Source organism: Leifsonia sp. HAY1-4F (assembly GCF_056755275.1).
In genome coordinates this window covers 1-14,302 of record NZ_JBNDHX010000098.1, presented here as the reverse complement: position 1 = coordinate 14,302, position 14,302 = coordinate 1, and the positions used below count along the sequence as shown (strand labels likewise).

Below are 14,302 nucleotides of genomic sequence, written 5' to 3'. Positions count from 1 at the left end.
GGAGGTGCCTAGCACGTTGAAGATCTCGCCATCGTAGGCGGCGCGCTGCTCCTCGATCTTGTCGAGCAGGCGTATGAACACCTCGCCCTCGCGGGTGTCCTCAGCGACGAGGTTCCACAGCCGGCACACCTCGGTTTGCCCGATTCGGTGTATGCGGCCGAACCGCTGCTCGATGCGGTTGGGATTCCACGGCAGGTCGTAGTTGACCATCAAGTGCGCGGCCTGGAGGTTCAGACCCTCCCCCGCGGCGTCGGTGGCGATGAGGATCTGCACCTCGGGGTTCGAGGTGAACTCAGCCGTTACACGGCGTCGCTCGTAGCGGGGCACCGCGCCGTGGATGGTGACCACGGCCTCGCGTTTGCCAAGGAGTTGGGTTATGCGCCGTTCCAGGTAGTTGAGCGTGTCGCGATGCTCGGTGAAGACGATGAGCTTGCGCGGCTTACCGTCGGGCGTCGTGAGCACCTGGCTCTCGATAACACCGCGAAGCTCGCGCCACTTCACGTCCTGCTGCGAATCCAGCAGCCTCCGAGCGTGCTCGGCGAGCCGCCGCAGATCGGCAATTTCGGTCTCCAGCTCGGCCGCGGTGCGCGCCGCAGTCGCGGCGTCGACGAGCTCCTCTTCGGCTTCCTCTAGCTCGGCGGCGTCCAGCTCATCGGTGTCGAAGAAGCCGTTGTCGGGGTCGTCGCCGAGCAGCGAGGCGGGGGCATCGCGGGGCAGAGCTTCGAGGATGCCGTCGAGAAGGCCGGCGCGAGTGCGCTCTAACCGGTCGGTGCGGCGGCGAAGCGACTGGAAGATCGCCTCGGGGCTCGAGGCGAGGCGACGCTGGAGGACTGTGAGCGCAAACCCGACGGTGTTCTTCCGCTTGCCTTCCAGCCTGTCGGCGAGGTTCATCCCGTTGCGGACGTACTCGGTCACCTCCTCGTAGAGGAACTGCTCATCCGGCGACAGCCGGTACGAGGCCGTCTCGGCGATCCGCTCGGGGAACAGTGGACGCCCCTCGAAGGTGACGAGCTTCTCCTTCACCATTCGACGCATCAGCCCGTCGGCCGTGCCGGCCTGCGCGTGCCGGTCACCGGGGCCTGCGAATCGGTCACGGTCGAGCAGCGAGAGGAAGGTCTGGAAGTCCTCTTCCTTGCCGTTATGCGGGGTCGCCGTCATGAGCAGGAAGTGGCGGGCGCGCTCACTCAGCAGCTCGCCGAGCTGGAATCGCTTTGACGCCTTCAGCTCGCCGCTGAACCACGACGCGCTCATGCGGTGCGCCTCGTCCACGACCACGAGGTCGAACTCGGCCTGCTCAACTTGCTCCAGCAGTACATCGTTCCGAGCGAGCTGATCCATGCGTGCGATGAGCAGACGCTTCTGCTCGAACACGTTTTTGTCTGGCGCTGTGTTCTCCGCGCCGGGCGCGAGGATCTCGAACTCCAGGCCAAACTTCAACGCCAGCTCGTCCTGCCACTGCTCCACCAATCCACCAGGAGCTACGACCAGACAAGTGCGCACATCGTCCCGGAGGATGAGCTCCTTGATATACAGCCCGGCCATGATCGTCTTGCCCGCGCCGGGGTCATCGGCCAGCAGAAAACGCAACGGCGTGCGAGGTAGCAACTCGCCATAGACCGCGCGGATCTGGTGGGGCAGCGGCTGCACATCGCTCGTAGCCACCGCGAGCATCGGATCGTGCAGTCCCGCTAGCATGATCCGCTGCGCCTCGGCAGCCAGTCGGAAGTCGCGCGGATCCGCATCGAACGGACGGCCGGACTCCAGGTGCGGCGCAATCCTCTCCTCATCGGCGCGGAAGAGCACTACCTGCCCGAGCGCGCCGTTGCCGTCCCGATAGGTAACTTCGACCGCGTTCGCCCCGTGCGTCTGCGCCGCCAACACTGTCACGGCGCGCCCCGGCACGATGCCTGCCAGCCGCGCAGTCGCGGCGATGTCTTCTAGCCGCACGGCGACCCTTCCGACTCGAAACCCGACTTCGAGACTATCGACAAGCACCGACGTTGCTGACTGCTAACTACCAGTTGTCACAAATCCGTTCCTCGCGCCCATCGACGCACAAGCAGGTGAAGGGTCGGAGCGAAGTCAGCTAGACCAAGTGCAAGAGATAGATGCGAGGACCAACGCAAAAGATAGAGGTGGAGATCAAGCAAAGGGACAGGGAAACCCAAGACCGAGAGATAAGACCAAGAGCCAATGCACGTAGGCACTTAAGTGGAAGGGCCTGCACCAGCCCATTTCAAAAGAGGCCCCGTGTCAACCTGGTTGCAGTGGTACGCGCGCTGCCCGGAGTCTCAAATCGTGGGCGCTACAGGGCCACCTCCACGTGGACAAAGGCCTCTGGTTGCGGACTGCCGGCTCACTCTTGAGGGCCGTCGTCGGCTCTCCGTGCGCGACTCCGGCGCCACATACGTTTCCACTAGGGTCTAGTCGAAGACGCCGCTCGCGGCGCTGCCCTGCTGAGGTTTGAGTGCCTTTCCGCCGCCCGATCGTAGCTCCCTCCCGGTACTCCGTGCCGGGCTTTCGCGGCGTAGCCTCCTCCGCTTCGCTCCCCCGGTACTCCACGGTCCCGGCACTGCGCACCTCTCACTCGCTCTCGATCACTCGCCGGAAAGGCGCTCAAAAACGATCGACCTTGGGAGTGAGTGAGATGCGGGTATTCATCATCGATACCGGAGACATGGCCCCAGAACTGCAAGGAGGGCTCCTCGGAGTGGAAGGGTCCTCCAACCCGACTCCCGCCGAGAAGAAGGAATGCGTGGAGACCGTCAGCCAATACGTGTTGGATGGGTGGGCGATCGCCGCCGACCCCCGCACCCCGATCGGATGGCTCGCAGCACTCACCGCCGAAACAGCGTGCGTGCCCTTCGTCAATCTGACGAGGCTCGTCGCGCACCCACAATCCCAAAGAGCACTTGCTTAGATCTTCGGCCGTCATCCGGTTTGGGTCCTGGCTGACATCTGGATCGAACGAATTTGCGTTTTGCGCGTCAAAACCATCCTCGAAACACAACGTGTAGGTATGAGGGCATTCGCTTCGGAGGCCGCGCGACACCGCGCCTCGTCACCAGCATCGCGAGCATGCCGGATCCGGCCGGGTCACGGAGGGAGCTGCTTGCCGGGAGGGTCCGCGTGCGCGCCAAATGCGCGCTAAAACGCCCGCCCAACCGGAAGTAATAGGTAGAGAGAGATTTTCGAACAAGAGACAAGACTGCCCAAATTCGGAAACTGAGGGAGGTGAGTGCAGGTGCGAGGTGGAGTAGCCAGGTGGAAGCGGGGGCAGTCCTCCCACGGGGTCAAGCAAGCGGTCGACTACGCGTTCAGTGGTGTCTGTGATGCCACTCTCACCGCCAAAACCGCCGACGGGGTGATCGCCGCCGCCGACTACGCCGACGCCGTCATGACCAGGTACATCGTGGAGAACGGTGCGATCCGTGACGACCTGCTCACCCGGGTGCAGCTCAAGGACTGGGTCGACGGCCTTGACCCGCTCACCGGGGAGCGGCGGGGCCGTGATCTCGAGTCCCCGGTCGCGGACCTGATTCTGGATGCGACGATCAACGCGCCGAAGTCGTTCTCGATCGCCGCCATGCTCGACCCCGAGTTGGCCGCCGCGTACGAGGACCTCCAAGACCGGCTGCGCGACCGGATTGTGAAGCTGTGGCAGTCCGAGCTGAACGCTCGCCGCGGCAAAGGCGGCGCCACCCGCGAAAACCTCGCCCGAATCGAGGTCGTCGAACTCCGCCACGAACGCTCCCGCACGTTGGATCCGCACAAGCACCGCCACCTCTGGCTGAACGTCAAGGTCCAAGGGCAAGACGGCAAATGGTCCAACATCGACACCCGCGTCGCACTCCGGTTCCAAAACGTCATTAACGCCGAAGGCGACCTCGCCTCCCGCACTGACCCCACCTGGATCTCCGCCCTCGCGGCGAAAGGCTTCACCCTCAATGAGGACGGCGAGATCACCCAGCTCCAGCATCTGGTGCGGCCGCTTTCGAAGCGGTCCGCGCAGATCGAAGCCAACCGGGCGACGCGGATCGCCTGGTGGAAGGCGCAGAACCCCGGGCAGGAGCCCTCCCACAATGTGCTCAGTCAGATCGACCACTGGGCGTGGGCTGTCGGCCGGCCCAACAAGCCGGGCGAGCTGGACGAAGACGGATGGGCCTCGCTCGTCCGCGAAGAACTCTTTACCGCCGACCCCACAATCGGCATGCAACGCTCTCCTGCCCGGAAACCTAGCGTTGCCGCTCAGGATCTCGACCTCGAGTTGCTAGCCGCGAAGGCCGTTGTCGACGCGGACGTCCGCTCGACCGGCAGCGGCGGTCGCTTCAGCATCATGGACGTCCGGGCCGGTGCGCTCCGCGCAATCGCCGCTACCGGCATTGTCGCCGACCGAGACGAACTCGCCAAGCTCGCTGAGGAAGTCGTGGCGCACTCGCACACGGTGACGCTCATCTCCGAACCGGACGCCCCGAACCACGTCAAACACCTCATGGCGGTCTCCACCGCCACACTGAAGGCCACCGTCGCCCAAAAGATCGAGGCGTTCTCCGCGCCCGGACAAGTGCTCGACATCGAAGAGGTCGCCGCGATCGCGCGGGCAATCGAGCCTGATCGGACACTCGATAAGGGACAGTTCGCTGGCGCAGCCGCAATCGGTGGCACGTCCGGCAACGTCGTCATCTCCGGCCCCGCCGGCACCGGCAAGACCACCATGCTCAAGGTCGCCGGCGCCGCTCTGCGGCGACGTGGCCAGAGGATGATCATCGTCGCGCCGACTAAGAAGGCGTCCGCCGTAGCGGGACGCGAAACAATGAGTTCCTCGTCGTCGCTGCACCAACTTCTGTACGACTACGGATGGCGCTGGGCGACCGTTGCATCGGGAGCAACTGCATGGCGGCGGCTGTTGGTCGGTGAAGTTGACCCGGACACAGGGACCAGCTACCGCGGCCCACGGATCAGCATCAATCCTGGCGATCGCATCGTCGTGGATGAGGCCGGAATGCTGGATCTTGAGGCCGCGTCGGCACTTCTTGATGTCGCGCATGCCACCGGAGCCGGATTGGCTCTCGTTGGCGACCAGCGCCAAGCACTGCCAGTCGGACACTCCGGAGCCATGGCACTCTTCTGGCGCCGGTCACCCGATCGCGTCGAACTCACAACTACCCACCGCTTTGACGACCAAGCGTGGGCGCAACTCGCTCTTCGTCTCCGCGACCCACACGGCCCAGACGAAATTCACGAGATCGCAAACGAGCTCATCCGGACAGACCATGTCGTATTGGCAGATAACGACGTGTCCGCCCGCGAAGCTATGGTCGAAGGATGGCTCGACGCCGCACAGCACCGTGAAACGATTGCTCTAGTCACGTCGACGCACGCCGAAGCACAGCAGATCAGCGAAGCCATCCAACGCCGCCGACTCGAATCCGGGGCGATCCGTCCTGGGCGTGCACTCGCCGGGCAGTTCGGGCAGCCAATCTTCGTGGGTGACGTCGTCCAGACGCGACGTAACGACAGCGCCGCAGACGTGCAGAACCGTCAAAACTGGATAGTGAAGGCGATCGGCGACGACCATCTGATCCTTGCCGCCAGCGCCGACACGACCGACCTTCGGAAAGTCAGTCTCACTTACGCCGAAGAGCACATTCACCTTGCCTACGCGACAACCGTCTACGGAGTCCAAGGCGAGACCACCGACCGCGCCCTAGTTGGACCCGGTGTCGATGCCGCGGGCCTCTATGTCGGGCTCACTCGTGGGAAGCAGCACAATGCCGCAGTTCTGGTGGCCTCGACCGCGGACTCAGCAAAGTCGCAACTGGTCGAGATGATGCAACGAAGCGCACTCGAAGAGACAATGGCGAAGTCCCGAGCTGCGGCGCAGGCCGAACTTCGGCGAGCTGCTCGAACGCCTGCACCACAGATCGCCACGGCGCCTGATCCTCAAGCGTCCTCGGTCGGCATCCGATGACCCGAGCGCTAGTTCGGCGAAGCCGCAGCCTTCGCAAGCAAATCACGGCCAAGCATGTTCACACCATCCAGCGTGCCGCCCTGAACGTCGAACCAGAAAATAGCGATCGCGAGTTCGTCGGCTCTAACTCGAGCAAACGGACTAACGCCATGGCGCGCGAAGACCAACCCCTGACGACCGTCCGCCGCGACAACTGCCGCCGCACGCTCAACGAGCTCGACTTCCAGGTTGCCTCGCTTGTTCTCGACCCATCCGAGATAGCGAGATCCATACAAGTCACAGACCCGGCGGGATTCACCCGCAGCGACGACCGCATCTGTGGCGCCGAGGTAACGCATCCACTCCCGACAAAGCTCAACTGCCTCTTCGTCCGATGCTCCCAAGTGCTTTGGTTCCGGCGGCTCTCTCACACGTCCAGAGTGCACCCATCCTCAGATAGCCGGCGAACGCGCTTGCTCTCATCAATGCCAGCGGGCCCCGTCGGTGGCGAGCGTTAGGTTCTGCAGGTGGGAAGCATCGACGCTTACGAGTCGGCCAAAGGCCGGCGCTATCGCGTGCGCTGGCGCGACCCCGAACACCAGCAACGCGAGAAGCGCGGGTTCCGCACCAAGCGCGAAGCGGAGCTCTACAACGCAACCGTCGAAGTAGCGATGATGAAGGGCACCTACTTCGAGGCGTCCCAATCCAAGATCACTGTCCGTGAGCTCGCCGAGGAATGGCTCGCCAACAAGGAGCAAGCACTCAAACCCTCCAGCTTCTCCCCCATCCGCATCGCCTGGCGCGTCTACGTCGAGCCGCGCTGGGCAGCGACACCGATCGGCGCAATCCGTCCCTCCGCGGTCGAGAAGTGGATCCGAGAACTGAGCCAAGGCAAGGCGGTCACGGTGCGGGTCCGCGTGGGCAATGCCGGTAAGCCACGATCGGCCGGTGTCGTCCTGCGCGCGGTAGGGATCCTCGCCGGGATCCTCGATGTTGCCGTACGTGATGGCAGGATTCCGGCGAACCCGGCTCGGGGTGCGAGCAACCTTCCACGTAAGGGAACCAAGAAGCGCCGCCGGTATCTCACCAACGAGGAGGTCTTCCGCTTCGCACGAGCGGTACCCGATGCGAAGCGCAGCGTCCTCGTGCTGACACTCGCCTACACCGGCATCCGCTGGGGCGAAGCTGTCGCGCTCACCGTGAACGACATCGACCTTGAGCGTTGCCGCCTGGCCATCCACCAGACCGCGACAGAAGTAGACGGTCTCATCCACGTCGGGCCGCCGAAGAGCTGGGAAGCTCGTTCGGTGCCCTTCCCCGCATTCCTCGCCCCACGCCTCCAGCAGCTCATCGCAGGAAAGAAACGTGACGACCTCGTCTTCCCCGCACGAGCGGGCGGCTATCTCGCGCGACCCGACACTGCCTGGAACCGGCAGTCCTGGTGGCTAACGGCGCTGCGCGATGCCGGACTCGACCACATGACCCCGCACGATCTCAAACACACCGCCGCCAGCTTGGCCGTGAGTGCCGGCGCCAACGTCAAGGCCCTCCAGCGCATGCTGGGGCACAAGTCTGCTGCGATGACGCTGGACACGTATGCCGACCTCTTCGAGGACGATCTCGGGTCGGTCGCCGATCGGCTCAACGAGCGGGTCCTGTCGGAGAGCGGAGGAAGCTTATGGAGCGACTGACGCACCCCTATCTGAGCGGGTAAGGAGTTATACTCAATTGAGTATAAAAGTAAGGAGGTGAGTGGCATGGCATTCGCGGATCTGATTCGGGCCGCGCGCAAGGCCTCAGGATTCAGTCAGGCAGAAATCGCAGACCGCGCGGACACGTACCAACCGATCGTCTCTGGCGTCGAACGCGGCAAGCGAGACACCGGGGTCGCGTCCGCAGCGCACCTCGCGCGCGCCGCCCGGCATCGACTCCTCCTCATTCCGACTGCCCATCCGAGCGCCGTCGAAACGGCAGCGCGCATCGCCACCGCCGTCCACGAGGGCAGCCGGGACGGCGCGTTTCGCGCGCTCCTCGACCTCTCGGATGGGCTGGCCAAGGAAGACCCACTGGTCGTTGCGGCGCTCGTCGTCGCACAGCCAGAAAGCACCGGCAGCCGAGATTGGGACGCCGCATTGTCCGGCACCGTCGCGTACCGGCTGCGCCAGGCGGGTCTGCCCGCGGCGCTCTGGACGAATAAAGCGATTACCGAAGACGCTGAGCTGCGGGCCCCGCACCTGCACCCGCTCGACGACGCACCGGATGTGTCCAGGGTGCCGCCCGAGTTCCTCGAACGGGGCATCCTGATCGAAGAGGGAACGCTCGCCAGTGTCTGATCAACTACCTGGTCTTGACCGCGACTCACTCATCGATGGACTGAACGATCTCATCGAACGAGTCCAAGCCGCAGGGATCGGGCCCGTCCGGATCAGCATCGTGGGAGGTGCTGCTCTGGCGCTCTCCCACATCGACCGCCGCCGAACGGTCGATGTCGACGCACGCTTGGACCCGCACGACGCTCTCATTCGCATCGCCGAGCGGATCGCTGTCGAGCGCGATTGGCCGTCGGACTGGCTGAACTCCAATGCCTCGCAGTTCTTCCCCGACTGGGGCAAGTCCGTCGACTGGAGACCGCTTTACGACCGCGACGGTGTCCGCGTCGAAGTGGCGCCGGCCGATGCGCTTCTCGCCATGAAGCTCCGCGCCGCGATGGGCCGACCCGGACGTGACACCGCCGACATCGTCAGCCTCGTCGCCGAGCTCGACATCGAAAGCGCCGACGACGCCGAATCGATCTTCTCCGCTTACTACCCAGGCGACGCACTGAACGACCGGGTTTACGCGCTTGTGGAACGGGCTGTGGCACACCGCGCCGAGTTCCGGACCACGGCGCTCCCTGACGTCGAGCTGAAGCCAAAGGCGTACTGACGGTACTGAACCCAGGATCGTGCCGCTCGTTCACCGACCGGGCGATTTCCCCTAAGGTTCCGACAGAGGACTGCGCGGTGCCAGCCGCTCGCCCCGAATTCGAGAGGATCCAGATGAGCGCAATCACAGACGATCTGAGGCATGCCTTGGACCTGACAGACGCCTGGTTGAAGGGTGGCGATCCCCACAACCTCGGTCGACGAGTCGAAGAGGTGAGAGACGTCGTCGCCCAGCTGGTGCGAAGCGTCATCGCCCTCGATGAGCGCCTCGACAAGGCGAAGGACTGAGCGCCAATGAAACTTCGAGAATGGTTGGACATGAAGGTCGACGAAGCAGCCGCAAAGCACGACGTCGATAACTCGACCGCCCACGTTGTGGACATCAACCAGAAGATGCTGAGCGACGTAATCTTCGCTGTGCAGGTCATGGACAGGCGAATCGAGATCATCGAAGCCAAGCTCGACCTTGATGCCTTCGATATCCCTACCAAAGCTACGGGCATCCTCCCCGACTGACTCTGCAGTACGGCTGACGCACGACAGGCTCCGCGGACGGACCAGCCCCGCTGGCGGGAGCTCGCTAACGATCGTCGTGTGTGCTCTGGCTCGGGTGATTGGGACGGTTCGCCGATTCACCTGACAGCCTGACGCGCACCGTTGGGCCACTGCCCCGAACGGGGTCTACGAAGCGGGGAGGCCTGGCCAATAACATCAGGTGAACCCCGTACCCGAAAGGACCCCGTGAAGCGTCGTAGTCCCGCAGCCGTATTCTGGTTGCCCCTCATCACCTTCGGCATCTACTGGATCGTGTGGCTCGCGCGAACCCGTGGCGACCTGAACCGTGTCGGACAGTCCGTCCCGACCACCTGGCTCTACATCGTCCCGATCGTCAGCTTCTGGTGGCTGTGGCGATTCTCGGACGCCACCGCGCGCGTCTCCGGCCGGGGCGCCGGCGCTGCATTCGTCCTGCTGCTGCTCCTCGGCCCAATCGGCGGCGCAATCGTCCAGAGCGGGCTCAACAAGCGCGACGAGATTGCCTCCGTCGGAACGGTGCCCGCCGTCGCCTGACCCGGCATGACGCGAAAAGCGCCCCGCGTGACCTGTTGGTCGCGCGGGGCGCTTTCGTTTCTACTGGCACGACTCACACCGCAGGTCGTCCATTCCTCCGACTCCGGTAATGAGAAGCCGCCCCGTCTATTCGCGATCGAAGCCCGGGAGCTACGCGCGACGTCGGCGTCGACGCGGCGACGTTCGTGGCGCCAGGCGCGTCAGAAGTCCAAGGGCCAACATGCCGAGCAGAGGCCAGAAGACGGCAGGGCTGGACAGCAGCTGGACCCAGAACGCGACGACGGTGTTCCAGACCTGCGGCAGCGCGTTGATGAGGATGTGCGCAAAGTCAGGGGCCATGGCAGCACATTAGAGCTCGCGGACATGCCGCACGTCATACGACGGTATGACGCGATGCGGCGAGGTTCGCTAGCAAGGAGGCCAAGCCGACAGAAGGCTCTAGAGGCCCACATCCGGACCCCGGGCCGTGGTCCCACCACGATTGCTTCCCAAGGACTCTTCGTCATTGAAACACAGACTCAGAGATCTCACGGGAACTCTTAGAGTTTCTTAGAGTTTTCCGGCGTTCCTGTGGGCAAATTGTGGGCAAAAACGAAATCCGCCGAGGGCCGCCTCGCTAAAAATTGCCCTTGACCAGCGATTTCATCGGACCCAGATGGTGCCCCTGGAGGGACTCGAACCCCCAACCGTTTCCTTAGGACGGAACTGCTCTTCCATTGAGCTACAGAGGCTGGCCCACCGAGTCTACAGAACCCCTCCCCTCCACCCGGCAAAATTCCCCCACTATTCAGTCTTGCTATCTACCGGTACTCAGGCTTACTATGTACCGGTAATCAGCAACACTGACTAGCTGGGAAGTCCCATGGGCAAGCAAGAGACCGAGATGCTCAAGGGGACGCTGGAGGGCATCGTCCTCGCCATCCTGGCGCGCCAGCCGGCCTACGGGTACGAGATCACGGCGTGGCTGCGCGACCAGGGGTTCGCCGACATCGCGGAGGGCACGATTTACGCCCTCCTGGTGCGCGTCGAACAGCGAGGGCTCGTGGATGTCGAGAAGGTGCCGTCCGAGAAGGGACCGCCGCGCAAGGTGTACTCCCTCAACGCCCGGGGTCGTGACTACCTCGAAGAGTTCTGGAGGACGTGGGGCTTCCTCACAGAACGTATTGCACAGCTCCGCGAAGGGGACAACTGACCATGGCAGCGAAGTGGATCGAGGCGCTCACGGGCTCCCTCGAGCAGAAGAAGCAGTACCGGCAGTACAAGGCCCGCCTGGAGGCCCTGCCAGAGCCGTACCGCGGCGCCGCGAAGGCATTCGAGCGCTACTTCATGTACTACGGCGGCCTGACCGACGGGGACACGCTCATCCTGATGCTCGGCGACTTCGCCGACCTGTGGGAGCGCGCGGCCGTCGACGGGACGCCGATCAGCGCGATCGTCGGGGACGACCCGGTGGGCTTCGCCGAGACGTTCACCCAGTCCTACGGCGGCACGCAGTGGATCGACAAGGAGCGGGCACGCCTCACGAAGGCGGTCCAGGAGGCGGAAAAGGAGGAGAACGAATGAGCGCGACCATGACGGACACCGCGGCCATCAGCGTCCGCGGCATCCAGAAGTCGTTCACGGATGTCGAGGTGCTCCGCGGAGTGGACTTCGACGTGCAGGCGGGCAGCATCTTCGCCCTGCTCGGGTCGAACGGGGCCGGCAAGACGACGCTGGTCCGCATCCTGACCACGCTGCTGCGAGCGGATGCGGGCACGGCCACCGTGCGCGGCCTCGACGTGGCCGAGAAGCCGGGCGATGTGCGCGCGGCGATCAGCCTGACCGGGCAGTTCGCCGCAGTGGATGAGGTGCTCACGGGACGCGAGAACCTTATCCTGGTCGCCAAGCTCCGGCACCTGAAGAACCCGGGCGCGATCGCGGACGACCTGCTCGCCCGCTTCTCGCTGACGGAGGCCGGCAAGCGCAAGGCGTCCACCTACTCCGGCGGGATGCGGCGCCGGCTCGACATCGCGATGAGCCTGATCGGCGACCCGCCGGTCATCTTCCTCGACGAGCCGACCACGGGCCTCGACCCGCAGGCGCGGATCGAAGTGTGGGACACGGTCAAGCGCCTCGCCGGGCAGGGCACGACGGTGCTGCTCACCACGCAGTACCTGGATGAGGCCGAGCAGCTCGCCGACCGGATCGCTATCCTCCACAAGGGGACGATCATCCAGAACGGTACGCTCGCCGAGCTCAAGAGCCTGCTGCCGGCCGCGAAGGTCGAGTACGTCGAGAAGCAGCCGACGCTCGAGGAGGTCTTCCTCGCGCTGGTCGGCGAAACCGGTGAAACCGGCGAGGCCGGCGCAACCGCAACCGCCGAAGAGGCAACGAACGTGGACCGCGCCGAGCGCGCCGTCCCCTCCGGAAAGGAAGCACGATGACCACCAACGTTCTCGCTGACACCGGTGTGCTCACCGGTCGTTCGCTCCGTCACATCCTGCGCAGCCCGGACACGATCATCACCACCGCGGTCACCCCGATCGCCCTGATGCTGCTGTTCGTGTATGTGCTCGGGGGCGCCATCCACACCGGATCCAGCAGCTCGTACGTCAACTACCTGCTGCCCGGGATCCTGCTCATCACCATCGCGTCGGGCGTCGCGTACACCTCGTACCGGCTGTTCCTCGACCTGCAGGGCGGGATCTTCGAACGGTTCCAGTCCATGCCGATCGCCCGCTCGAGCGTGCTCTGGGGACACGTGCTCACCTCGGTGATCGCGAACGTCGTCTCGGTCGCGATCGTCGTCGGTGTCGCACTCATCATGGGCTTCCGCACGGGAGCGTCGGTCGGAGCGTGGCTCGCGGTGGCGGGCATCCTGGTCCTGTTCACGCTCGCCCTCACCTGGCTGGCCGTGATCGCCGGACTCTCCGCGAAGACAGTGGATGGGGCGAGCGCGTTCAGCTACCCCCTCATCTTCCTGCCCTTCATCAGCTCGGCGTTCGTGCCGACGCAGTCGATGCCAGGACCGGTGGCCTGGTTCGCCGAGAACCAGCCGGTCACCTCCATCGTCAACACCATCCGGGCACTGTTCGAGCAGCAGCCGGTGGGTGGGGACATCTGGATCGCGCTCGCCTGGCTCGTCGGAATCCTCGTCGTCGCCTACGGCTTCGCCATCGCTAGCTACCGACGCAAGGTCACCGCAGGCTGACCGGGTGTCACCGCTGCCGGACACCCGGCCGCCGAACGGGAGGCTCCCTCGGGACCTCCCGCTTCGGTCGTTCCCGCGGTGGGGTCACCGTCCGGGCGGACATTCGTCACGAATGTTCACTCAGACCGAGCCGGAGTGCACATTCGTCACGAATGTCGGCCCGCCCGCCCGAGCGGCGCGGCGCATCAGCCGGCGAGTTGCAGCTCGTGGCGGCGCCAGGGCTCGGTGAACTCCTCCCAGTTGGGGTCGTTCCAGCGCATGCTGATCAGGGACGCCATGTTGAGGTGCGGCTCCTTCAGCTCGAAGGGCAGCTTCCAGCCGAGGTCGGCGAGGAGGCGGTCCGACTTGACGTTGTTGCAGCGGAAGCAGGCGATGACGACGTTGTCCCAGGTGTGCGTGCCGCCGCGGGCGCGCGGGATGACGTGGTCGAGCGTGTCGCCGTACTTGCCGCAGTAGGCGCAGACGTGGCCGTACCGCTCCAGTGCGGATTTGCGAGTGAGCGGGATGCGGCGGTGCGGCACCTTGATGAACTGGTTCAGGAGGACGACGCTCGGCGCATCCAGGACCAGGGAGCGGCTGTGCAGCTTCGCCCCGCTCCCGGCGATGGTCGAGGCCTTCCCGCTCAGCACGAGGAGGACCGCGCGTCGCGTGGCGATCACGCCGAGCGGCTCGTAGCTGGCGTTGAGAACCAGAGTCTTCATCTGCGGCCTTCCTGGGTGGCGAAAGGGGTGTCCGGGCGAACGCTGCGTACACGAACGGTGTGTTTATCAACGCTGCGTATACAAACAAAATGGGCACTGTCCGTGCGGACAGCGCCCAAGGTGGAGGCGGCATGGTGGTGGCACACCACATGGTGGCGGTGGCAGGCCTCGACGTGGTGGCGGCAGGCGAGGAAGTCGCCCCAGCGGGAGAGCGGAACGCTCGATCCTGCCAGAAGGCCGCGCTCGTCCCACCCGGTCGCACTGAGCGGCCCGGCGGAACGTGTTCCGGCCATCGGATCCTCCGAATCTGCGACTGCATGACGCAGTGTCAGAACTGTCTCTTATACACATCTCCGAGCCCACGAGACACTCGCTAATCTGGGGGGGGGGGGTTTGGTTTGGGGGGGGGGGGGGGGGGGGGGGGGGGGGGGGGGGGGGGGGGGGGGGGGGGGGGGGGGGGGGGGGGGGG

The 14,302-nt window shown here is 64.8% G+C and carries 16 protein-coding genes and 1 tRNA gene; 12 read left to right on the top strand and 5 right to left on the bottom strand.

The features are described from left to right. The coding region (locus tag ACPYOG_RS15770; protein ID WP_481295122.1) for a DEAD/DEAH box helicase at window positions 1–1,947 on the bottom strand (1,947 nt) is incomplete at its 3' end. A gap of 700 nt (window positions 1,948–2,647) precedes the next feature. Between ACPYOG_RS15770 and ACPYOG_RS15765 the strand changes: the two genes are divergently transcribed. Beyond that, window positions 2,648–2,920, top strand: coding sequence for a hypothetical protein (locus tag ACPYOG_RS15765; protein WP_481295121.1), 273 nt, complete (start codon window positions 2,648–2,650; stop codon window positions 2,918–2,920). A 444-nt stretch (window positions 2,921–3,364) separates the two neighbouring features. Continuing rightward, window positions 3,365–5,971: an AAA family ATPase gene (locus tag ACPYOG_RS15760; protein ID WP_481295120.1), complete on the top strand. Its 2,607-nt coding sequence runs from the start codon at window positions 3,365–3,367 to the stop codon at window positions 5,969–5,971. 8 nt (window positions 5,972–5,979) lie between these two features. On the opposite strand, the gene ACPYOG_RS15755 is transcribed toward ACPYOG_RS15760, so the two are convergent. After that, window positions 5,980–6,309 (bottom strand): hypothetical protein, encoded by a 330-nt coding sequence (locus ACPYOG_RS15755; protein WP_481295119.1) that lies wholly within the window; start codon window positions 6,307–6,309, stop codon window positions 5,980–5,982. A 168-nt stretch (window positions 6,310–6,477) separates the two neighbouring features. Here ACPYOG_RS15755 and ACPYOG_RS15750 point away from each other — a divergent pair, with 168 nt between their 5' ends. The 6 genes from ACPYOG_RS15750 (at window position 6,478) to ACPYOG_RS15725 (ending at window position 9,942) form a co-directional block, all read left to right on the top strand. After that, the gene (locus ACPYOG_RS15750; RefSeq protein ID WP_481295118.1) at window positions 6,478–7,641 is read left to right on the top strand and encodes a tyrosine-type recombinase/integrase; all 1,164 of its coding nucleotides are present in this window, start codon (window positions 6,478–6,480) and stop codon (window positions 7,639–7,641) included. 66 nt (window positions 7,642–7,707) lie between these two features. Continuing rightward, the gene (locus ACPYOG_RS15745; protein ID WP_481295117.1) at window positions 7,708–8,283 is read left to right on the top strand and encodes a helix-turn-helix domain-containing protein; all 576 of its coding nucleotides are present in this window, start codon (window positions 7,708–7,710) and stop codon (window positions 8,281–8,283) included. Window positions 8,284–8,449: 166 nt separating this feature from the next. Further along, window positions 8,450–8,875, top strand: a complete 426-nt coding sequence (locus ACPYOG_RS15740; RefSeq protein WP_481295116.1) for a hypothetical protein — start codon at window positions 8,450–8,452, stop codon at window positions 8,873–8,875. Window positions 8,876–8,988: 113 nt separating this feature from the next. Then, the gene (locus ACPYOG_RS15735; protein ID WP_481295115.1) at window positions 8,989–9,162 is read left to right on the top strand and encodes a hypothetical protein; all 174 of its coding nucleotides are present in this window, start codon (window positions 8,989–8,991) and stop codon (window positions 9,160–9,162) included. A gap of 30 nt (window positions 9,163–9,192) precedes the next feature. Further along, on the top strand, window positions 9,193–9,390 hold the full coding sequence (locus ACPYOG_RS15730; protein WP_481295114.1) for a hypothetical protein: 198 nt from the start codon (window positions 9,193–9,195) through the stop codon (window positions 9,388–9,390). Between the two features lie 225 nt (window positions 9,391–9,615). After that, entirely contained in the window at window positions 9,616–9,942 is a 327-nt protein-coding gene (locus ACPYOG_RS15725) for a DUF4234 domain-containing protein (RefSeq protein ID WP_481295113.1), read from the top strand. 150 nt (window positions 9,943–10,092) lie between these two features. On the opposite strand, the gene ACPYOG_RS15720 is transcribed toward ACPYOG_RS15725, so the two are convergent. Both ACPYOG_RS15720 and ACPYOG_RS15715 read right to left on the bottom strand, forming a co-directional pair. Then, entirely contained in the window at window positions 10,093–10,281 is a 189-nt protein-coding gene (locus tag ACPYOG_RS15720) for a hypothetical protein (RefSeq protein ID WP_481295112.1), read from the bottom strand. Window positions 10,282–10,598: 317 nt separating this feature from the next. Next, window positions 10,599–10,673: transfer RNA gene (locus tag ACPYOG_RS15715), tRNA-Arg, on the bottom strand. 131 nt (window positions 10,674–10,804) lie between these two features. Between ACPYOG_RS15715 and ACPYOG_RS15710 the strand changes: the two genes are divergently transcribed. The 4 genes from ACPYOG_RS15710 to ACPYOG_RS15695 are packed head-to-tail and all read left to right on the top strand — an operon-like array spanning window position 10,805 to window position 13,132. After that, window positions 10,805–11,134 carry a PadR family transcriptional regulator gene (locus ACPYOG_RS15710; protein WP_481295111.1) on the top strand — a complete coding sequence of 110 codons (330 nt, stop codon included), beginning with the start codon at window positions 10,805–10,807 and terminating at the stop codon, window positions 11,132–11,134. Window positions 11,135–11,136: 2 nt separating this feature from the next. Further along, window positions 11,137–11,505: a DUF1048 domain-containing protein gene (locus tag ACPYOG_RS15705; RefSeq protein WP_481295110.1), complete on the top strand. Its 369-nt coding sequence runs from the start codon at window positions 11,137–11,139 to the stop codon at window positions 11,503–11,505. Further along, window positions 11,502–12,365, top strand: a complete 864-nt coding sequence (locus ACPYOG_RS15700) for an ABC transporter ATP-binding protein (protein WP_481295109.1) — start codon at window positions 11,502–11,504, stop codon at window positions 12,363–12,365. The genes ACPYOG_RS15705 and ACPYOG_RS15700 overlap by 4 nt, the downstream gene beginning before the upstream one ends. After that, window positions 12,362–13,132 carry an ABC transporter permease gene (locus ACPYOG_RS15695; protein WP_481295108.1) on the top strand — a complete coding sequence of 257 codons (771 nt, stop codon included), beginning with the start codon at window positions 12,362–12,364 and terminating at the stop codon, window positions 13,130–13,132. The genes ACPYOG_RS15700 and ACPYOG_RS15695 overlap by 4 nt, the downstream gene beginning before the upstream one ends. A gap of 185 nt (window positions 13,133–13,317) precedes the next feature. Here the strand turns inward: ACPYOG_RS15695 and ACPYOG_RS15690 are convergent, their stop codons facing one another. After that, window positions 13,318–13,833 (bottom strand): HNH endonuclease, encoded by a 516-nt coding sequence (locus tag ACPYOG_RS15690; protein WP_090040309.1) that lies wholly within the window; start codon window positions 13,831–13,833, stop codon window positions 13,318–13,320. Window positions 13,834–14,302: the final 469 nt, after the last annotated feature.